Consider the following 20,321-nt stretch of genomic DNA (forward strand, 5'->3'; position numbering starts at 1 on the left):
AATAGTAGACTATGAGTAATTTGCAGCAATCTTTGATGCATAACAATATCAAACTGCTTGGTGATATGCTGGGTAAGACAATCGGCGAAGCTAAGGGAAAGGATATGGTAGATCTGATAGAAACAGTTCGCAGACTATCTAAAGCCTCGCATTCAGGAGATATTGAAGCACATAAATCGCTGGTGAAGACACTCCAGAATCTGAAAGATGAAGAGTTTCTTCCCGTAGCACGTTCGTTTAATCAGTTCCTGAATTTAACGAATACAGCTGAGCAGTATAATAGTGTATCGCCTCATGCTCAGGGAGCCGAAAATCCGGTTAATTTTCCAGATATATATAAAAAACTGAAAGATGCCAATCTTAGTGATGAAGTGATAATAAAAGCAATAGAGAATATCTCCATTGATCTGGTATTGACTGCGCATCCGACAGAGATAAACAGGCGTTCGCTTATCAATAACCTGAATCAGGTAGATCATTGTCTTGCATTGCTGGACCACGATGATTTGGCTAATTACCAAAAGGTACAGATTTTGCGAAGGCTGAAGCAACTTATCGCCCAATATTGGTATACAGACGAAATTCGTCAAAAACGTCCGACTCCCAACGAAGAGGCCAAATGGGGATATGAAGTAGTGGAAAACAGCCTGTGGAAAGCTGTTCCTGCATATATCCGTGAACTCGACGAACAGATAAGGAATACGATACCGTATCGGCTACCGGTTGATGCCCGTCCGATACACTTCTCATCGTGGATGGGAGGCGACCGCGATGGTAATCCGAATGTAACGGCAAAAATAACTCACGAAGTATTGTTGGACAGCCGTAAAAGAGCCGCAAAACTGTTTCTTGAAGATGTTGAAGTTCTGGTAAAAGAACTTTCAATGGCTACATGCACTACTGAATTCAGAGATTATATCAAAGATTATGAAATTCAGGAGCCATACCGTGAATTAATGAAACGGTTGCGTACCAGACTAAAAAATACTGTTGCTTATCTGGATGCCCGTATCGAAGGTAAAAATCCCGAACGCACAGAGGATATACTTATTCATAACGAACAATTATGGGAACCGCTTTATGAGTGCTATAAATCACTCGTAGCCTGTAAAATGGAAATAATAGCCGACGATAAACTGCTCGATACTATGCGGCGTGTACGTTGTTTCGGCTTAACATTGACCCAACTGGATATTCGTCAGGAGAGTACAATACATACAGAAGCCTTGTCTGAAATAACACGCTACCTTGGATTGGGAGACTACGAGACTTGGTCGGAGGAAGACAAACAGGCATTCCTTATAAAAGAACTTAATTCGAAACGTCCGCTCATCCCTCGTAACTGGGAGCCTAGTCCTCAAACTAAAGAAGTTCTTGAAACCTGTAGGGTGATAGCGGAAAGCCCGGTTGGGTCTATCCCTACCTATGTCATCTCAATGACAAGAACACCATCAGATATTCTGGCTGTGTATTTGTTGCTCAAAGAAGCGGATTGTCCGTTTACTTTACCTGTAACTCCATTGTTTGAAACCCTGAATGACTTGAATAATGCCAATGGAATTATGCAACAATTGTTTGCTATCAATTGGTATAAAGGTATTATCAAGAATAAACAAATGATCATGATCGGTTATTCCGACTCAGCTAAAGATGCAGGTTCACTTGCTGCCGGATGGGCACAATACAGTGCGCAGGAAGCTTTGATCAAAACCTGTCAGGATGCTGGAATAGCTCTTACATTATTTCATGGTCGTGGCGGTACGGTCGGCCGTGGCGGAGGCCCTGCTAAGGTTGCTCTTTTCTCACAGCCTCCCGGCTCGTTGAAAGACGGACTCCGTGTAACGGAACAAGGCGAAATGATCAGATTTAAGCTAGGTTTACCTGATTTGGCTATCAAGACACTATCGTTATATACCGATGCTATACTGGAGGCTAACCTTCTTCCACCTCCCGCCCCTAAACAGGAGTGGAGGGACCTGATGGATGAACTTTCCGATATTTCATGCAATAGTTATCAGGGGCTGGTTCGCAGAGAGCCTGATTTTATCCCGTATTTCTATCAGGCTACACCTGAGGCGGAACTGGCTCGCTTACCATTGGGTTCACGCCCGGCAAAGCGCCGTCCGAATGGAGGTGTGGAAAGCCTTCGTGCAATACCATGGATATTCGGTTGGACTCAAAACCGCCTGATGCTTCCGGCGTGGCTGGGTGCAGGGGAAGCCTTACAGCAGGTGATAGACAATGGTAAAATGGATACGCTGAAAGCTATGTATAAAGACTGGCCGTTCTTCGGAACCCGTATCAGTATGCTCGAAATGGTATTTGCCAAAGCCGACCTGCGTATGTCGCAGTATTATGATGAAAGGCTTGTGGAAGATAAGTTGCAGATACTGGGGAAAAAACTGAGGAGCCAGCTCGAAAGCGATATGAATACAATATTGAGGATATCGCAGGATGACCATCTGATGGAAAGCCTGCCCGATGTTGCAGAGAATATCGCAATGCGTAATATTTATACAAATCCGCTGAATCTTCTTCAGGTGGAATTGTTGCACCGGACGAGAAAAGACGAGGAGCATTCGTCGGAACTGGAATTGGCTCTGATGATTACAATCTCGGGTATTGCTGCCGGTATGCGTAATACAGGATGATAATAACCAGTGATAATAAATAATCTGAATACTCATAAAAGTCAAAAATGTTGTTATTCGTAGTAAATTCTTAATCTATGTTTAAGACTTTGATTTTTATGAGTTTTTGTTTAAATTCGTATGAAGATTAAATCACGATATGCAATATAAAATCACGGCACCAAATGCCTTAAATTCGATAATACCACTTCCTGCTTCAAAAAGCATCAGTAACAGGGCTCTTATATTAAATGCGTTGAGCCTTAGCGCCTCAGAAATAGCTAATCTTTCTGATTGTGATGATACCAATGTGATGGTCGAGGCCTTCACCTCAGGTAGTAACCTGATAGACGTGAAAGCGGCCGGAACCTCCATGCGCTTTCTGACAGCCTTCCTTGCTATTACTCCCGGTGAATGGATTATAACGGGAACAGAACGCATGAAGGAACGCCCGATCCATCTTTTGGTAGACGCCTTAGTTTCTTTAGGTGCCCGCATCCAATATATAGGGAATGTGGGGTATCCGCCGCTGAAGATTAAGGGTACAGCACTGGATGGTGGTGAAATCTACTTATCAGGGGATGTTAGCTCCCAATTTATATCGGCTTTGCTGATGATAGCACCTTCGATGAGTAAGGGGTTGATAATACATCTGGAAGGGAATATTATATCTGTACCATATATTAAGCTGACATTAGGTATGATGGCCCAGTTCGGGGTGAAGACCCATTGGGACGGCCGTACAATCAAGATATATCCAGAAGAATATCGGGCAACACACTATACTGTAGAATCGGACTGGTCTGCAGCTTCGTATTGGTACGAAATAGCTGCTCTTGTCGATGATGCCCGTATAGAGTTGAAGGGTCTGTTTAAAAACAGTATGCAAGGAGACTCTAAAGTTGCCGAGTTGTTTCTTGATCTGGGTGTAGCAACCGAATATACCAAAGATGGTGTGATACTGACCAAGACCGGCAAGGTGACGAAAAAGATGTTCCATAATTTTGTGAATGAGCCGGATCTGGCTCAGACTTTTGCCGTTACATGCTGTATGATGGGTATTCCATTTATGTTCACAGGCTTGCAGACGCTCAAGATAAAGGAGACCGACCGGATAGAGGCTTTGAAGAATGAAATGAAGAAACTAGGTTACCTGTTATACGATAGCGATGATAGTATCCTGGAATGGAACGGTGAAAGGTGTGAACCGGAGGCTGATCCGGTAATAAAAACTTATGAAGACCACCGTATGGCGATGGCCTTTGCTCCGGCAGCCATAAAACTGGATCATATCAATGTTGCGCACCCTAAAGTGGTGACAAAGTCTTATCCGCGCTTTTGGGACGACCTCAAGTCGGTAGGGTTTTCAATTGAAGAGTAAGAATAAAATCAATCCAGACGATATCCGTATTGGCGGAGTAGGTTATCCCTGCTTCGCCAATCTTTTTCTACCTTGACGTATATTTCAAGGAATATCTTTTTATTGAAGAAGCGCTCCATGTCTTTGCGGGCCATTGTGGCCACTTTCTTCAGCGCTGCACCCTTATGGCCTATGATAATACCTTTCTGAGTGTCACGTTCGGCAATTATCAAAGCCCTTATGTTGATAATTTCTTTTTCGTCTTTAAATTCCTCAACGATGACTTCCACTGCATAAGGGACTTCCTTCTGATAATAAAGGAGGATTTTTTCACGGATGATCTCCGTTACAAAGAAGCGGGCAGGGCGGTCGGTCAGCGCATCTTTTTCGAAGTAAGGAGGAGATTCGGGGATTAAATCCAATATCCTTTTTTTTACAGTATCTACATTGAATTTATTCAGGGCAGATATCGGATATATTTCAGCTTTTGGCAACAGCTCTTTCCATTGAGCCACCAGTTTTTCCAATTCTTGCTGATTGGTCTGGTCTATTTTATTGATCAACAGCAGAACGGGTGCATCTACGTTTTGTACTTTTTGCAGAAATTCTTCGTTCTTATCTGTTTTTTCTATAACATCCGTCATATAGAGCAGTACATCGGCATCACTCAGCGCCGATACGGAGAAGTTAAGCATCGACTCCTGTAATTTATAGTTAGGACGTAGCACCCCGGGAGTATCTGAATATACAATCTGATAGTCGTCTGTATTTACGATACCTAATATACGATGGCGCGTAGTTTGCGCTTTCGAGGTGATGATGGAAACTTTTTCTCCCACAAGCAGGTTCATCAATGTCGATTTTCCTACATTTGGGTTGCCTACTATATTTACAAATCCGGATTTATGCATCTGATACTATTCATTTATTTGAGCACAAAAGTAGTAAATAAAGATTTATAATACCGAATTCGTAACAATTTTACTACTTTTGCATTTCAAATAAACAGAATAATGCATAAACATGATCTTTGCTGTGTCGGGCACATCACTTTGGATAAAGTGGTGACACCTAAAAAAACAGTACATATGCCCGGAGGCACAGCTTTCTATTTTTCTCATGCCATCCGTCATTTCGATGATATAGACTATTCATTGGTTACATCTCTGGCCGAGTCTGAAATGAGTGTCGTAGATGATCTGCGATCCAAAAATGTAGATGTACACGTTATCCCGAGCCAACATTCCGTATATTTTGAGAATATATACGAAGAAAATCAGAATAACCGCACGCAGCGGGTTTTGGCAAAGGCTGACCCTTTTTCTGTAGACGGTTTTGAAAATTTAGATGCCAAAATATTCTTATTAGGTGCATTGCTCGCAGATGATTTTTCGCTCGAACTGGTCGAGTACCTTTCCCGAAAAGGGCTTATAGCAGTCGATTCACAAGGGTATTTGCGCGAGGTAAGGGAGCAGAATGTATATCCGATAGACTGGAAGGATAAGCTGGAAACACTGAAATATGTCCATATACTAAAAGTGAATGATCTGGAGATGGAAGTTCTCACAGGGATGAAGGACATAAAGCAAGCATCACAGCAATTATACGACTGGGGAGTAAAGGAAGTGCTGGTTACTCTCGGCAGCTTAGGTTCCGTAATATATGACGGAAAGGAATTCTATAAGATACCTGCTTATAAACCGGCAGAAGTAGTTGACGCAACAGGTTGTGGCGATACTTATGTTACAGGTTATCTGTATAAGCGGGCCAAAGGCGCAAGTATTGAAGAAGCAGGAAAATTTGCCGCTGCAATGGCGACTATCAAAATAGAGAACTCAGGTCCGTTTAACGGTACGAAAGAAGATGTGGAAAATAGGATAAGGACAGCAGAGCAGATAATTCCTGTTGTTTAATTATGATTTATAAGTTATAAATCGTTTAATTCGGATTCATTCATAATTTATTAATTGATATGAATCGGTGATTGATTTTTAACGTTCAATTGTTTTCTGCTACACTTCGTTCCGCCAGAATGTTCATTTTGGCATTGCCCAAAACGAACCAAAAGGCTAGCGCTTCGTTCCTCGGCGACCCAACACCGCAGCTTCGGTGGAGCAAAATAATACGGAATCATCTTTAGCTGAATTATCAGCGGGGTATCGCCCCGTTTGATTCTACGCCGCCTGCAATGGATTGGGTGCCTGCCTGCGTCACTAATGCGCAGGGGCGGACGCCATAGTGAGGGCAAAGCCCTTAAAGCAAATATGCATCAGCCTTGTCATGCGTCAGCCGACGCCATTTGCTTTATGGATGGGGTACCCATAGGGCGAAAAAGGCTAAAAAACGGAAACGTGTTTGAGCTTATCGACCGATTCGTATTATGGTCTATTCAGAGCGAGTTTTTTCGTTTAGCCTTTGAGTCCGTTATGGGTCGGCCTTTAAAGCGGGCGTCAAAGCATTTTTGGTTCCTTTTGGGGCTTTGGCCAAAAGGAACACAAGCAATCTCTGATTGTGCGTAGCAGAAAACAATTGAACGTTAAAAATCAACCACTGATTCGCTTAACTCACAACTTATTTCCTCAACGTTTTGCTCAATGCTGCAATAACAACAATACATCCGCCTAATAACCCTACGGCAAGATAAGCCCACTCCATCCCATGACTGTCGGATATGGCACCTACTAATAGCGGGGCAACCAACGGCCCTACAAAGCTGATACTCGACATAATGGTAAGGGCTGTTCCAACCGGAGTCTTAGCCTTATCCCCGACAATACTGTATAAGGTAGGTACTACGCAGGATATTCCCAGTCCGATAAGCATAAAGCCGATCGAATTGATTATAACTTTTATAATAAGAGTATCGGCAGTATGAATAAACAGGGAAGACGTAACGAAGCCTATCAGTATAAGCGCTCCGGCAATCTGTAGCACTGTTTTCTTTTGCCAGATACGGTATGCAAAATTAGTAAGCATACGTCCCGAAAACATCATAATCATAAATACAAGGAAACCTACCTGTAGAGATTCAGGTGCTTTTATAACCGATTGGAAATACACATCGCTCCATTCGAACATCGTATTTTCTACGATGAGAGCAAGCAACCACACCAGACCTAATTGTATAAGCAATGTTTCAGGCATACGGAAGCCTTTCGGTTTGATCTGCGGTTCCGGTTTCTTTTCTGCCTGTGCAGCTATTGGTGATGCTTCCTGCAGGTATTTATAATTGATAAGTATAGCGATAAGCGCGGCTACTGTAATTATCGCAAAATGGACGAAAGTCCCTATTTTCAGGTTAATCATACCATAACCTATCAATGCGCCGATACATGCGGCCAGACTCCAGCTTGCGTGAAATGTGGCAATGATTGGTTTTCCGTAGATTCGCTCTACTTCAATGGCCTGTGTATTGAGTGATATGTCGGTCATATTCCAAAAAATACCAAATAGGAACATGGTTATTCCCAATCCGGTAATATTAGGCATTAAGCTAACTAAAAACAGAGAGAGTGTAAAGCCTGTAATGCTTATCAGGACGGTTTTCTTACTGCCGATGCGAGGCAAGAAGAATCCGACCAATGGTATAGCTACGAATTTACCTATCGGAATGAGGAACATTAGCAACCCATAGTGCAGATAACTTTCTACACTGAAATCTTTCTTAATGTCCGGTAAGCGGCTTGCCCAACTGGCAAAGCATAATCCCTGAGCTATAAAAAGAGCCATTACGGCATAACGTATTCTTTGTTTGGAGTGAGAGGCCGGCTGTATTTCAGTCATTTTCCTGATGATTTTTTGATTAAAACGATGCAAAGATAAATTCTTTAGAGAAGAATCTTCATATGTAAGGCAATTATTTATGCATATACAGGAAGTTTGAGGTATAATTTGTATTTGGGTTTATCTATGTATATATAGATGATAGCTCTTTGAAATATTGATAGGTCCCCTGAATCCCCCAAGGGGGACTTACAGAGAGGGGAAAAGGTAATAGATAGAAAATAGTGGAATAAGTGTAACCTTTGTTACCTTTTAATAAGTAGTAAGTATTGAGTAATAAGTTGAAAGTTATATGAGATACGAGTAGACAAGATATAAGTTGTTGACTGATGACTGTTAACTGATATAAGTGTAACCTTTGTTACCTTTTAACAAGTAATAAGTGATAAGGACTAAGTTGAAAGACCTGCATTTCTGTTAACTGCTAACTGTTTACTGTAAATAGTGTTACTTCTGTTACTTTTTAACAGTATAATGTAAATATAGGTTAAAGTGATAAGGGGTTTACGTGATATGTGGTTAATTCATAATTGAAAAAGAGGGAGAAAAGTGTCACCTTTTCGATTTATGTAACATTGTAAGACTGTTATCCCGCCGTATTTCTTATTTTTGTATAATAAAAACTATTAATTGATCTGTCTTACCTTGAAAACCGCTATATCTTAGCAGAGGAAGTACATCCTTATGACTTAATATGTGGGTTTCGGTGCAATGATTTAATAAAACTATTCATATATGAAAAAGATTCTGTTAACAGGAGCCTTGTTATGTTCTTCGATAATTCTGTCAGCGCAAAGCATTACAGAAAAAGAACTGCAGGAAATACAATCGAGCTTTAAACAAGATGCTCCAACAAAAGCGATTCAGAACATTCTGACAACAAATGCCAATATCACGGCAAATGTCCTGAATCACAGCTTGCAAGGGAAAATCGATCACTACTTCCGGTACAGAGTGAATGTAAAAGGCATTACGGATCAAAAAAGTTCGGGACGCTGCTGGATGTTTACATCGATGAATGTACTGCGTCCGTCTATTATGGAGAAATACAATATCAGCGAATTTGATTTCTCTCACAATTATCTGTACTTCTGGGATATTTTTGAGAAGGCCAACCTGTTTCTCGAAAATATTATAGGTACGAGTAAAGACCCGTTTGGAGACAGGGCAGTGGAATATCTGTTCAAATCTCCTGTTGGTGACGGTGGTGTTTGGAATCTGTATTATAATGCCGGTAAGAAATATGGAGTTGTGCCTCAGGATGTAATGCCGGAAACTGCACATTCGAACAATACAAGGCAGATGCTTGGTTTGCTGAATGAGAGACTACGCTCCGGCGGATATAATCTGAGGGAACAGGCGGCTTCAGGTAAAAAAATACAAGATCTAAGGTCGGAGAAAACAGTTATACTAAAAGATGTGTACCGCGTTCTTGCTTTATGTCTTGGTGAACCGCCCACAGAATTTACATGGAGATATAAGGATAAAAACGGTATTATAAAGGAATTGCGTAATTATACCCCGAAACAGTTTTATGAAGCTATCACGCCGGAAGATTATTCACCTGACAACTATATAATGGTGATGAACGATCCTACGCGTGAGTATTACCAACTATATGAAATCCAGAATTACAAGAATACGATAGAAGGTATCAACTGGATATATCTGAACCTGCCGAATGAAGATATAAAGAAAGCTGCTCTGGCTTCCATAAAGAATAACGAGGCCATGTATGCTTCTTGTGATGTAGGTAAGCAGATTAATCGGGAATCGGGGATACTGGATCCGAATATGTATGATTATCAGTCTTTATTGGGTGTAAATTTGTCGATGGATAAGAAAGCGCGTATCTTGACACGGCAGAGCGGATCGAGTCATGCCATGACATTAATCGGTTGCGACACAGATGTGAGTGATACACCTGTAAAATGGGAATTCGAAAATAGCTGGGGAGCAGCTTCGGGCAATAAAGGTTATCTGACTTTTACAGATAAATGGTTTAGTGAATATATGTTCCGTCTGGTCGTACATAAGAAATATCTGGATGCTAAAGCGGTCGATTGTCTTAAACAGAAGCCTGTGCAATTGCCAATGTGGGATTATATGAATTAAGCTGGCACGTATTTTGTTATTATGTAGAGTATACGGGGCGAATTATGTGTTGATAAATAAAATTAACTAAAATTAGGTAGGTGTTAAAAGGGTTTAAAAAAGATTGGTTTTCGGCTTCGATATGTTAGCATTATTTATAAAAAATATGTTTTATAATATGTTTTTTTATTTGGTACGGTTTAATTTATGTCGTTCCTTTGTATCGATAACCAAACAATCTTTATTTACCTTAAAGCCTAATACCTAATTTAACTCACACATAAGAGGAGGTTTCGAATCAGAAGCCTCCTCTTATGTCTTTTATTAAGACAATTTAGTAAACTTTACTGCCACCCAGTTGTCTTTTTCGGTATTGTATTCAAATATTAACTCATTTTTACTACTCTCTTCTTTTATGGCCGGAATATCTTCTACATAAAAACCACTCATGTATAGTGTTCCACCATTATTTAAGACTGAAGCATAAGAATGGATATCATTCAGTAAGATATTTCGGTTGATATTGGCCAGGATGATATCGAATTTCTCACTACCTAATAGTTCGGCTCCGCCTATCTTTACATCCACATTGTTAACATTATTCAAGTTGAGATTCTCAATAGCGTTATCATACGCCCATTGATCTATATCTATTGCGGTTATTGGATTCGCTCCACGCATGGAGGCAAGGATAGCAAGGATAGCAGTACCCGTGCCCATATCGAGAACCGATTTACCGTTGAAATCGTCTTTCAGTATTTCGCGTATCATCAGTTCGGTGGTTTGGTGGTGTCCCGTTCCGAAGGCCATTTTAGGATCGATGTATATATTGTAGTCGTATATTGCAGGAACATTGTGGAATGTGCTTTGGATAATACATTTGTCGTCGATAATCAGTGGCTGGAAATAATTCTTCTCCCATTCTTCGTTCCAGTTTTGGTCTTCTATACTTTTGTATGTATAGAGAATTTCGGCTTCTACAGGGAGTGAGTTTAGAGACTTATCAAGCTCCTCGATATTGAACAGGCTGCTCTGGATGTATGCTGTTGTGCCGAGTTCGTCTTCAACGAAGCTTTCAAATCCTATTTCTGCGATTGTAGCTGACAGTACACTATTGACGATCTCATCATTGGGTGTACATATAAATTTTACTTCAATATAATTCATAATAATAATTAGTTTTGTGCAAAAGTACATTTTTATTCTTACTTCCCGTTTTTAAGATATGCTATATCTGTGTCATAAATAATTTAACATTCTACTATGTATGCTGCTTAACTTTTTTTATACCTTTGGGGCTTGAAGAGTAGATAGCCTAACACTTTATTAACTAAACCTAACAATTTAAAAAGAACATGAGACTACTATTATTGACTATCATCGCATTATGCGTATTACCTTTGCACGCTCAAGAGACTACAACGACATCACTTGCCGATTCTATCGCAGTAGTTCCGGTAACGATTCAAGTACCAGAGAAAAAGTCTGAGAATACATTTCTCTCCCACCTTAGTGTCGGCTTAAGAGCTTCAACCATGGGGGTCGGTTTGCAGGCGGCAACACCAATAAACGATTATTTCAAATTACGTGCAGGAATTGATTTTATCGGATTTAAGACAAGTACATTTGATATTAGTTTAGATGACCCGGACGGTGTTTTTGATGAGGCTTTTGGCTATACTCCGGATTATAAAATGAAAGGAGAATTGAACTTTACCAATGGAAATGTATTAGTGGATTTTCATCCTACAAAAGGGATATTTCATCTTACAGCAGGTGTTTTTATAGGAGCAAATAAGCTTAAAGCAAGCGGTTTCCTGGCTGATAATAATGGAAATCCGGCTCAACTAAAAGAGGGGGTAACAGAATGGCCTTATCTTGACTTCGACGGCCACAGGTTAACTCTGGACGATGCAAATCTGGATGCAACTCTTCAACTGGGAAAAACAATCAAACCTTATTTCGGACTGGGGGTTGGCCGTGCTATAGCGAACAAGCGTGTCGCTTTCAAATTTGAACTGGGTATGATTTATCAGGGGGATTACAGCCTTAAGCAAAATGGGAAGAAATTAGATGTGGTGAATAATGCATCTGAAAGTTTTGAAGATATAGATGACTATACTAAATGGCTGAAATGGTGGCCTATGCTCAATTTTCAGTTGTCATACAAAATATTCTGATTTGAGATAACATGATTCGAAAAGAGCTATTCATATTGAGTAGCTCTTTTTGATTTCTGTAAACGAATTGGACTTATGGAGAATAAAATGTCGATATATTTTCTATTTTTGTAGAAAATCAAATCTATTTAAGCATAATTACTATATCTATGGTAGGAACACTCGTCAATGCTGGGGCGATTATAGGAGGAAGTCTTATTGGCTTGATAGTTCATTCCAGACTATCTCCCAAAATGACAGGTATTGTATTTCAGGGTATCGGGCTGGTTACTCTTGCAATCGGCATATCCATGTCGTTGCGTATAGAAAGCGTGATTATCGTAGTGGTGAGTATTGTACTGGGTTCCATAACCGGACAGGGTATCGATATCGATAAACATTTGCGGCGCCTTTCCAATTATCTGGAATCCAAAAGTTCGGGAACGAAAAAAGGCAATGTGGCAACAAATCAATTTACAGAGGGATTTATTATAGCCTCTATGTTGTTTTGTGTCGGTTCTATGGCCATATTGGGAGCAATTGAAGATGGTATGGGAAAGTCCCCGGATTTGTTGTTGACCAAGTCTGTTATGGATGGAATTTCGTCCATAGCTTTGGCTTCCACATTTGGTATCTGCATTTTGTTTTCATCCGTTCCCGTCTTAATTTATCAGGGAGGATTGACTCTGTTCGCAGCTTTTATCATGCGCTATATGAGTGATGATATGACGGCGAATATGACCGGGGTAGGAGGAATCCTGTTGATAGGACTGGGAATCAGTATCCTTAAAATAAAAGATATCAATGTGACGAATATGCTTCCGGCCTTGGTCCTTGTGGTGATATTATCATACTTCTTTTGATTATAGCATGGCTATAAAAATAAAAAGAAACTGCTTGATAAACAGTTTCTTTTCTTCTTAGGGTGAAAGACGGGTCTCGAACCCGCGACCTTCGGAACCACAATCCGACGCTCTAACCAACTGAGCTACAATCACCATTTTTGCGTTCGCGGTGCAAATATATGTATTTTTATTATAATAACAAGGCTTACGGGAGAAAAAATATAAAGCTTTTTGTAGATATACAGCGAAAATTAAGACTATCAACAGGATAGTTGTTTCCTGTAGAATATCATTTTTTTCAAAACAGCAAATATTTATAGATAACAAATGTAGTTTCTCCGATTGAAAGTGTAATTTTGCAGACTTATACAATTTGTTTGTTTCGATGAATGTTTTAAGAAATTATGTATATACTATTCTTCTCCTTTGTGGAATATTGATAGGAGGGATATGTGGTATCATCTTTGGGGAAGGTGCATCTGTCGTTAAGCCGGTAGGGGATATTTTTCTTAACCTGATGTTTGTGCTGATAGTACCATTGGTGTTTTTCAGTGTATCGTCGTCTATCTGCAATATGAAGCAATCGAATATGGTAGGGAAGGTTGTCGGTAATATTGCCCTCGTATTCCTGCTGACGTCTGTTGTAGCGGCGATAGTGGCATATGTGTTTACTTTGTTCTACAACCCGCTGGGTGGTATTAACCAGTCGGATGTGTTGACAGGGCTTCCCGAACAAACAATCAGGCAACTGACATCTGCTGAAATATTTGTAAATACGTTTACGGTCTCCGATTTTCAGCAACTGTTTACCAAATCAAATTTACTGCCCCTTATCATATTTTCCGCATTCTTTGGGCTTGCTACTGCTCTTTCGAAGAGTAAGGGGAAGGTCGTCGCAGAGCTGCTTAATGCCGCCAATAGTATAATATTGAAAATGATGAGTATTATCATGATGGCCGCGCCTTTAGGCCTTGGCTGTTATTTCGCGGATACAGTAGGGAAGCTGGGAGGACAGATACTGAATGGATATTTACATGTATTCCTGCTTTATCTGATACTTACCGCCATCTCTTTTTTTGTGCTGAATTCGGTTTATGTTTTCATAGCCGGAGGGAAAAAGGGCTTTATAGCTTTCTGGCGCAATATGCCGACACCGTCTCTGATGGCGATCGCCACTTCTTCGAGTGCGGCTTGTATCCCCGTCAATATCGAGGCATCGAAAAGAATGGGAGTTCCGGAGAATATTGCAGAAACAGTTATTCCTTTGGGTACAAATATACATAAGGATGGTTCGGTAATGGCTGGGGTTCTTAAAGTTATATTCCTGTTCACTATATTCGGGCAGGAACTTACATCCTCCTCCAACATGTTTATGATTATCGGAGTGGCATTGCTGGTGGGAGCGGTAATGGGAGCGATACCGAGCGGAGGTATGACGGGAGAGTTGCTTATCTGTTCAGTTTTTGGATTCTCCCCTCAGCTTGCGGGAACGCTGATGATAATAAGTACAATTGTGGATATTCCGGCTACACTGCTCAATTCTACGGGAAATGTAGTATGTGCGGTATTGGTTACCCGGCTGACAGATGGTAAAGACTGGGTAAAGAAACAATTGGTAGCGCCTCCTGACCTCCCCGAAAGGGAGGGAATAAAAAGATGATAATAAGTAATGGAAACGGTTAATGCTTTTAATAATAAAGAGATGAAAAAAATAGTATCTATCATATTTTCTATCTGCTTATCGGTAAGCGGAAGTATATACAGCCAGAAAACAGTTGCTCTGAGCCTGCCGGAATTATATAAAACCATAGATTCGGAATTTGTTGATTTACGCTCCGGGCCGGCACCGTTAATAGGTTTGTCAGCAGGCCGGACAGATAAAGGCAGCTCCGTAGTGCAAGCGACATATATCAACGCCATACTAAAGGCGGGAGGTAAGCCTGTAATTATTCCTGTAATAACAGATGGCATAATTTTGAGGGATATCGTAAAAGACCTCGATGGGCTGGTGATGACCGGAGGAGAAGATATTAATCCCCCATATTACAAGGAAACAGCAATCCCGGATATGAACGATATAGATTCCCTCCGTGATATCTACGATTTGGTATTACTGAAACTGGCTACCGACCGGAATGTTCCTATACTTGGAATTTGCCGGGGAATGCAACTGATAAATGTAGCTTTCGGAGGAACACTCTATCAGGATATTCCTACGCAGTTAAAAGACAAGAGTATCAATCATAAGCAAACAGAGCCGAGAGAACAGGGGACGCATACGATAGCTATAGAAAAAGATTCTAAACTAGCACAAGTATTGGGTGTTGATGAGTTCCTGGTAAATACTTTTCATCATCAGGCAGTAAAAGACCTTGCTCCGAATTTCCGTGCCGTAGCAACTGCGCAGGACGGCGTTGTAGAAGCTATAGAAGCATATCCCAACCGTTCAGTTATAGGGGTACAATGGCATCCCGAAGGACATGTTTATGGCGGGGATACGACAATGCTTAAAATATTCAGGCTTATTGTGAACGAAGCCAATACTTTCCGTAAGGCAAAAGAACTGCATAAGCATATTTTGTCGGTTGATACGCATTGCGATACCCCAACCGAATTCAAAAAAGCAGGATTTGATATAGGAAAAAGGGAACAAAATCAGGTGAATATCCCTAAAATGGAAGAGGGGATGCTGGATGCTATTTTCTTCGCTGCATATATAGCACAAGGGTCTCGTGATAAAGAGTCGACACAGAAAGCAGTGGATAAGATAGAAAACTATATAAAAGAAACGCATCAACAGGTAGAAAGAAACAAGGATATCTGCGGCATAGCCTATACAGCCGACGATCTTATACGTCTTAAAAATGAAGGTAAAAAGGCTGTATTCATCGGTATCGAAAACGGATATGGCATAGGCAAGGATATCTCCAATATTGCCCGTTTCCAAAAAATGGGAGTGAATTATATAACCCTTTGCCATACCAAAGACAATGATATATGCGATACGTCGAGTGATACAAAACATGAATGGAACGGCCTTAGTCCTTATGGGAAAGAGGTAGTTAAGGAAATGAACCGGCTGGGGGTTATGGTGGATGTTTCGCACGTGGGAGAAAAAACATTCTGGGATGTAATAGAGCTATCTACCAAACCTGTCATTGCATCGCATTCGTCTGTGCAGGCGCTGTGTTATCACGACCGCAACCTGACCGACAAGCAGATGCAGGCAATTGCAAAAAACGGGGGGGTAGTACAGATATGTCTCGTAGACCTGTTTATCAATAAAGATAAAAGCAAAGCCAGCCTGACAGATGCTATAGACCATATTGATTATGCGGTGAAAGTAGCGGGCATCGACCATGTGGGTATTGCGTCCGATTTTGATGGTGGCGGAGGGCTGATAGGATGTCAGGGTAATAATGACATGATAAATATCACGGTGAAATTATTGGAGAGGGGTTATTCGGATAAAGATATAGAAAAGATATGGGGCGGTAATTTCCTTCGGGTAATGTCGGAGGTGCAAAAGGGCGCGAAGATATAAGCGATACAAACAGGATTGAGTCCTGGATTTAGAAATATTACAAAAGCATAACACGAGCCATTGTTTTTTTTGAGCGAAATATATCTTACTTTTGTATAATTTTCAAAGCAAAACAAAATATCCCAATATGAAACAATATCACGATTTACTAAAACGTGTTCTGGCAGAGGGTACACATAAAAGTGACCGCACCGGTACAGGTACGATCAGTGTATTCGGACATCAGAGCCGTTACAATCTGGCAGACGGTTTCCCCGTACTCACTACCAAAAAATTACATCTCAAATCTATCATATACGAACTACTCTGGTTTCTGGCAGGGGATACCAACGCGAAATATCTGCAGGATCACGGAGTACGTATATGGAACGAATGGGCTGATGAAAATGGCGATCTGGGGCATATTTACGGTTATCAGTGGCGTTCCTGGCCCGATTATAACGGAGGTTTTATAGATCAGATTTCCAATGTGGTGGATACAATCAAAAACAATCCGGATTCGCGCCGTATTATTGTCAGTGCATGGAATGTGGCCGACCTGCCGAATATGAATCTTCCTCCGTGCCATGCTTTCTTCCAGTTCTATGTGGCTGACGGGAAGTTGAGTCTGCAACTGTATCAGCGTAGTGCCGACATATTTCTCGGTGTACCTTTCAATATAGCGTCATATGCTCTTTTGTTGCAGATGATGGCGCAGGTAACAGGTCTCGAAGCCGGCGATTTTGTACATACATTAGGGGATGCGCACATATATACAAATCATCTGGAGCAGGTGAACTTGCAGTTGACACGCGATTTCCGTCCGTTGCCACGTATGATAATAAACCCTGAAGTAAAAAGTATTTTCGATTTTAAATTCGAGGATTTCAGCTTGGAAGGCTATGATCCGCATCCGCATATAAAAGGGGAAGTGGCAATATAATAATTAGCAAATTCGGGAATTAGCAAATTTGAAAATGATTTTCTATTAATTTGCTAATTTGCTAATTTGCTAATCAGCTAATTGAAAAATAATGCTTGCAAACTTTATAACATGGACAATCATATTCTTTATCCTCTTTAGTTTTGGGGATATGCTGCTCGCGTTATATAATAGGATTTGCAAACGTGATGAAGAGTACAACCCTGTAGATAAACTGCTGCTTGGGTTGTGTTTTCTTATTATGCCCTTGTCGGTGTGGTCGTTGTGGCTACCATCCAATCAGGTATTTTTATTTATTGTCTTTCTGGTTTCGCTAAACTATTGGGCTATCTGCCCCAGAAGGTTGTTTTATACCTATGATTATATTGTAAAGTCAACGAAAGGAGTTTTTTCGCCTTTTCAATCGGTACTTATAATCCTATTCCTACTGTTCTCTCTCTATTTCTTTACGTGGCAACAGGATGTGTATGATTCAGCATTTTACCATTTTCAAAATATCAGGTGGAATGAAGAATATGCAGTTGTGCCCGGAGTCGCAAATTTGGACGACAGGTTTGGCTTCAACTCAAATTACTTCCTGCTAAGTGCTATTTTTTCGTTTCGTTTTTTATTGGGTGAGGCTATCTATCCGTTGCAACCGCTAGTGGTAACAGTCGTCGGCTGCTGGGTTTTATACGAACTGTTTATTTCTAAGTATGAGGTAAAGCGTGTAATTATCTTGCTTTCATATATTCTGCTCTTTTGGGTTTCTATTTACTTTCTGGGGAATACTTCTACGGATATATTACCTAATTTCATCGTGTTTTATATCATTGCCCGGATTGTATTATACCCTAAGCTGCTGAAAACGAATTGCCTGATCGGTATTGTGCTTCCTGTCTTTTTGTTCACATGTAAATTATCGTTTTTCCCTCTCGGACTCGTAAGTATTTATTTGCTGTATAATCTTTTCAGAGAGAAAAAATATAAGGTTATTTCATTTGTTGTTGTTGTTGCCGGGCTTTTCATATTGATTCCGTGGCTGATAAGGAATGTTGTGATCTCCGGTTATCTTATCTATCCGTTCTATCAGATCGATTTATTCTCTTTCGACTGGAAAGTTCCACGCGAAGTGGCTATAAGAGAAAAGGATTATATATTCGATATAGGTTATTATTTTTTCAGGATTGCACTGCGTTATCCGGGGGAGAGTACCCGGGATCCGTTATTTGTCAATATACTTACCGATATAATATATTTGCTCACCCTTTGTTCTTTTATATTCGCATCTCATCTGATGCTAAAAAAGGGAAAAGAAATAAAAAAACAGATATATTTACTGTATATTGTTTTCTTTGCCTCTGTTGCGGTCTGGGTTTTTGGCGGGCCTGATATACGATTTGTACCTGGGATATTGTGTGCCGTAATGTTTACGGGGGGAATACTTTTATTTAGAGATGGCAAATTATATTTACCACGAATAAGCAAAGTGCTGCTTTGCGCTTTTATTCTCAGTATTGCTTTATGGACAACCAATTGTTATTACAGCTTTTATCCGCAAATCAAAGAATATGATATTCATCCGTTTTCGCATGCAATGTTCAAACCTTATTCCATCACCGACCAGCAAAAAGCGCGAGGTGTAGATATTACAGACGAATTTTCGCCATATGCCATTAATAATGAACAAACCATATGGGTAAGTGAAGGCCTGCCTCATGATATGATACTTCCCGCCAGTATTGCGAGCCACTATGCTAAATTTATACCTCTGCAATGCATTGAGGCCAGAGGGTATAAGATACAGGATGGGTACAGGGTGAAAGAGGAATGCCGATGATGATTTTATCCCAATCTTCTCATTTATTGGTATATCTGCATATTAACTCATTTACGTATCAAAAAATTCCCCGTTTATTTTTGTTAATTCACTGATAATTTGTAATTTTGCGAGCCGATTATTACGAAATAAAACGTAAAAAATTGATTAACAAACGATTATCGCTTGTCATATCTTAGCTCGATAAGCGGATGAGCGTTTTGTGAGTCAAAAAAAGTCATTAACCAAATTAATTTTTAAGTAAGTGGATACTTTAAGTTATAAGACCATTTCAGCGAATAAGGCAACCGTACAAAAAGAATGGGTTGTGATTGACGCAAACGGGCAGACACTTGGACGCATGGCATCCAAAGTGGCAAAACTTCTGAGAGGGAAGTATAAACCAAGTTTTACTCCGCATGTAGACTGTGGTGATAATGTGATTATTATCAATGCAGCAAAAGTGGTGTTGACTGGTAACAAATGGAACGACCGTGTTTATCTTAGATATACAGGCTATCCGGGTGGACAAAGAGAAGCTACTCCTGCCGTATTGATGGAAAAAGGAGCCGACCGCTTGGTGCATAAGGTAGTAAAAGGTATGTTGCCTAAGAATCGTCTTGGCGCAGCTCTTTTGAAAAACCTTTATGTATATGCAGGTACTGAGCATAACCATGAAGCTCAACAGCCAAAAACAATAGATATTAACGCTCTTAAATAATTATTAATGGAAGTAGTAAATGCAATAGGAAGACGTAAAGCTGCTATAGCTCGCGTATTCGTAAGCGAAGGAACCGGAAAAATAGTGATCAACAAACGTGAACTAGACAATTACTTCCCTTCAACTATTCTTCAGTATGTTGTAAAACAACCGCTAAATAAACTTGCAGTTGCTGAAAAATACGACATCAAGATCAACCTGAACGGTGGTGGATACAAAGGACAGGCAGAAGCTGCACGCCTTGGTATCGCCCGTGCTTTGGTGAAGATCAATCCTGAAGATAAGTCTGCTCTTAGAGCTGAAGGATTTATGACTCGCGACCCACGTGTTGTAGAACGTAAAAAACCGGGACAACCAAAAGCAAGAAAAAGATTTCAGTTCTCAAAACGTTAATTTGGATATTATTTTACCCAATTACGCTTTCACGGCTACGGCCGCTTAAAAGTTACAAGTTGGTTAATATAT

15 protein-coding genes and 1 tRNA gene are annotated in these 20,321 nt (G+C 40.4%); 12 read left to right on the forward strand and 4 right to left on the reverse strand.

Annotated features, from left to right (window positions below; genetic code table 11):
- Positions 1–11: 11 nt before the first annotated feature.
- Both ppc and HMPREF9455_RS19380 read left to right on the forward strand, forming a co-directional pair.
- Positions 12–2,651 carry a phosphoenolpyruvate carboxylase gene (gene ppc / locus HMPREF9455_RS19375; protein WP_006801455.1) on the forward strand — a complete coding sequence of 880 codons (2,640 nt, stop codon included), beginning with the start codon at positions 12–14 and terminating at the stop codon, positions 2,649–2,651.
- Between the two features lie 139 nt (positions 2,652–2,790).
- Positions 2,791–4,011, forward strand: coding sequence for a 3-phosphoshikimate 1-carboxyvinyltransferase (locus HMPREF9455_RS19380; protein WP_006801456.1), 1,221 nt, complete (start codon positions 2,791–2,793; stop codon positions 4,009–4,011).
- Between the two features lie 8 nt (positions 4,012–4,019).
- Here HMPREF9455_RS19380 and era read toward each other — a convergent pair whose 3' ends face one another.
- The gene (gene era, locus HMPREF9455_RS19385) at positions 4,020–4,901 is read right to left on the reverse strand and encodes a GTPase Era (RefSeq protein WP_006801457.1); all 882 of its coding nucleotides are present in this window, start codon (positions 4,899–4,901) and stop codon (positions 4,020–4,022) included.
- A 102-nt stretch (positions 4,902–5,003) separates the two neighbouring features.
- On the opposite strand from era, the gene HMPREF9455_RS19390 reads away from it, so the two are divergent.
- Positions 5,004–5,903, forward strand: a complete 900-nt coding sequence (locus HMPREF9455_RS19390; protein WP_006801458.1) for a PfkB family carbohydrate kinase — start codon at positions 5,004–5,006, stop codon at positions 5,901–5,903.
- 658 nt (positions 5,904–6,561) lie between these two features.
- On the opposite strand, the gene HMPREF9455_RS19400 is transcribed toward HMPREF9455_RS19390, so the two are convergent.
- On the reverse strand, positions 6,562–7,773 hold the full coding sequence (locus tag HMPREF9455_RS19400; protein ID WP_006801459.1) for an MFS transporter: 1,212 nt from the start codon (positions 7,771–7,773) through the stop codon (positions 6,562–6,564).
- 735 nt (positions 7,774–8,508) lie between these two features.
- On the opposite strand from HMPREF9455_RS19400, the gene HMPREF9455_RS19405 reads away from it, so the two are divergent.
- Positions 8,509–9,888: a C1 family peptidase gene (locus HMPREF9455_RS19405; protein ID WP_006801460.1), complete on the forward strand. Its 1,380-nt coding sequence runs from the start codon at positions 8,509–8,511 to the stop codon at positions 9,886–9,888.
- 303 nt (positions 9,889–10,191) lie between these two features.
- Here HMPREF9455_RS19405 and prmA read toward each other — a convergent pair whose 3' ends face one another.
- Positions 10,192–11,034 carry a 50S ribosomal protein L11 methyltransferase gene (gene prmA, locus HMPREF9455_RS19410; RefSeq protein WP_006801461.1) on the reverse strand — a complete coding sequence of 281 codons (843 nt, stop codon included), beginning with the start codon at positions 11,032–11,034 and terminating at the stop codon, positions 10,192–10,194.
- A gap of 188 nt (positions 11,035–11,222) precedes the next feature.
- Here prmA and HMPREF9455_RS19415 point away from each other — a divergent pair, with 188 nt between their 5' ends.
- On the forward strand, positions 11,223–12,047 hold the full coding sequence (locus HMPREF9455_RS19415; protein WP_006801462.1) for a hypothetical protein: 825 nt from the start codon (positions 11,223–11,225) through the stop codon (positions 12,045–12,047).
- A gap of 149 nt (positions 12,048–12,196) precedes the next feature.
- The gene (locus tag HMPREF9455_RS19420; protein WP_006801463.1) at positions 12,197–12,889 is read left to right on the forward strand and encodes a DUF554 domain-containing protein; all 693 of its coding nucleotides are present in this window, start codon (positions 12,197–12,199) and stop codon (positions 12,887–12,889) included.
- 60 nt (positions 12,890–12,949) lie between these two features.
- On the opposite strand, the gene HMPREF9455_RS19425 is transcribed toward HMPREF9455_RS19420, so the two are convergent.
- Positions 12,950–13,025: transfer RNA gene (locus HMPREF9455_RS19425), tRNA-His, on the reverse strand.
- A gap of 231 nt (positions 13,026–13,256) precedes the next feature.
- On the opposite strand from HMPREF9455_RS19425, the gene HMPREF9455_RS19430 reads away from it, so the two are divergent.
- The 6 genes from HMPREF9455_RS19430 (at position 13,257) to rpsI (ending at position 20,249) form a co-directional block, all read left to right on the forward strand.
- Entirely contained in the window at positions 13,257–14,531 is a 1,275-nt protein-coding gene (locus tag HMPREF9455_RS19430; protein ID WP_006801464.1) for a dicarboxylate/amino acid:cation symporter, read from the forward strand.
- Between the two features lie 42 nt (positions 14,532–14,573).
- Positions 14,574–16,415: a gamma-glutamyl-gamma-aminobutyrate hydrolase family protein gene (locus HMPREF9455_RS19435; protein ID WP_044216846.1), complete on the forward strand. Its 1,842-nt coding sequence runs from the start codon at positions 14,574–14,576 to the stop codon at positions 16,413–16,415.
- 127 nt (positions 16,416–16,542) lie between these two features.
- Positions 16,543–17,337 carry a thymidylate synthase gene (locus tag HMPREF9455_RS19440; protein WP_006801466.1) on the forward strand — a complete coding sequence of 265 codons (795 nt, stop codon included), beginning with the start codon at positions 16,543–16,545 and terminating at the stop codon, positions 17,335–17,337.
- Between the two features lie 91 nt (positions 17,338–17,428).
- Complete coding sequence (locus tag HMPREF9455_RS19445) at positions 17,429–19,156, forward strand: LIC_10190 family membrane protein (protein ID WP_006801467.1); 1,728 nt, start codon at positions 17,429–17,431, stop codon at positions 19,154–19,156.
- A gap of 244 nt (positions 19,157–19,400) precedes the next feature.
- Entirely contained in the window at positions 19,401–19,856 is a 456-nt protein-coding gene (gene rplM / locus HMPREF9455_RS19450; RefSeq protein ID WP_006801468.1) for a 50S ribosomal protein L13, read from the forward strand.
- A 6-nt stretch (positions 19,857–19,862) separates the two neighbouring features.
- Positions 19,863–20,249, forward strand: coding sequence for a 30S ribosomal protein S9 (gene rpsI / locus HMPREF9455_RS19455; protein ID WP_006801469.1), 387 nt, complete (start codon positions 19,863–19,865; stop codon positions 20,247–20,249).
- Positions 20,250–20,321: the final 72 nt, after the last annotated feature.

Source organism: Dysgonomonas gadei ATCC BAA-286, assembly GCF_000213555.1.
Lineage (GTDB): Bacteria > Bacteroidota > Bacteroidia > Bacteroidales > Dysgonomonadaceae > Dysgonomonas > Dysgonomonas gadei.

What these genes read in the sequence shown, in the direction of transcription:
- ppc (WP_006801455.1), top strand. Translation starts at nt 12, where the DNA reads ATGAGTAATTTGCAGCAATCTTTGATGCATAACAATATCAAACTGCTT.
- HMPREF9455_RS19380 (WP_006801456.1), top strand. Translation starts at nt 2,791, where the DNA reads ATGCAATATAAAATCACGGCACCAAATGCCTTAAATTCGATAATACCA.
- era (WP_006801457.1), bottom strand. Translation starts at nt 4,901, where the DNA reads ATGCATAAATCCGGATTTGTAAATATAGTAGGCAACCCAAATGTAGGA.
- HMPREF9455_RS19390 (WP_006801458.1), top strand. Translation starts at nt 5,004, where the DNA reads ATGCATAAACATGATCTTTGCTGTGTCGGGCACATCACTTTGGATAAA.
- HMPREF9455_RS19400 (WP_006801459.1), bottom strand. Translation starts at nt 7,773, where the DNA reads ATGACTGAAATACAGCCGGCCTCTCACTCCAAACAAAGAATACGTTAT.
- HMPREF9455_RS19405 (WP_006801460.1), top strand. Translation starts at nt 8,509, where the DNA reads ATGAAAAAGATTCTGTTAACAGGAGCCTTGTTATGTTCTTCGATAATT.
- prmA (WP_006801461.1), bottom strand. Translation starts at nt 11,034, where the DNA reads ATGAATTATATTGAAGTAAAATTTATATGTACACCCAATGATGAGATC.
- HMPREF9455_RS19415 (WP_006801462.1), top strand. Translation starts at nt 11,223, where the DNA reads ATGAGACTACTATTATTGACTATCATCGCATTATGCGTATTACCTTTG.
- HMPREF9455_RS19420 (WP_006801463.1), top strand. Translation starts at nt 12,197, where the DNA reads ATGGTAGGAACACTCGTCAATGCTGGGGCGATTATAGGAGGAAGTCTT.
- HMPREF9455_RS19430 (WP_006801464.1), top strand. Translation starts at nt 13,257, where the DNA reads ATGAATGTTTTAAGAAATTATGTATATACTATTCTTCTCCTTTGTGGA.
- HMPREF9455_RS19435 (WP_044216846.1), top strand. Translation starts at nt 14,574, where the DNA reads ATGAAAAAAATAGTATCTATCATATTTTCTATCTGCTTATCGGTAAGC.
- HMPREF9455_RS19440 (WP_006801466.1), top strand. Translation starts at nt 16,543, where the DNA reads ATGAAACAATATCACGATTTACTAAAACGTGTTCTGGCAGAGGGTACA.
- HMPREF9455_RS19445 (WP_006801467.1), top strand. Translation starts at nt 17,429, where the DNA reads ATGCTTGCAAACTTTATAACATGGACAATCATATTCTTTATCCTCTTT.
- rpsI (WP_006801469.1), top strand. Translation starts at nt 19,863, where the DNA reads ATGGAAGTAGTAAATGCAATAGGAAGACGTAAAGCTGCTATAGCTCGC.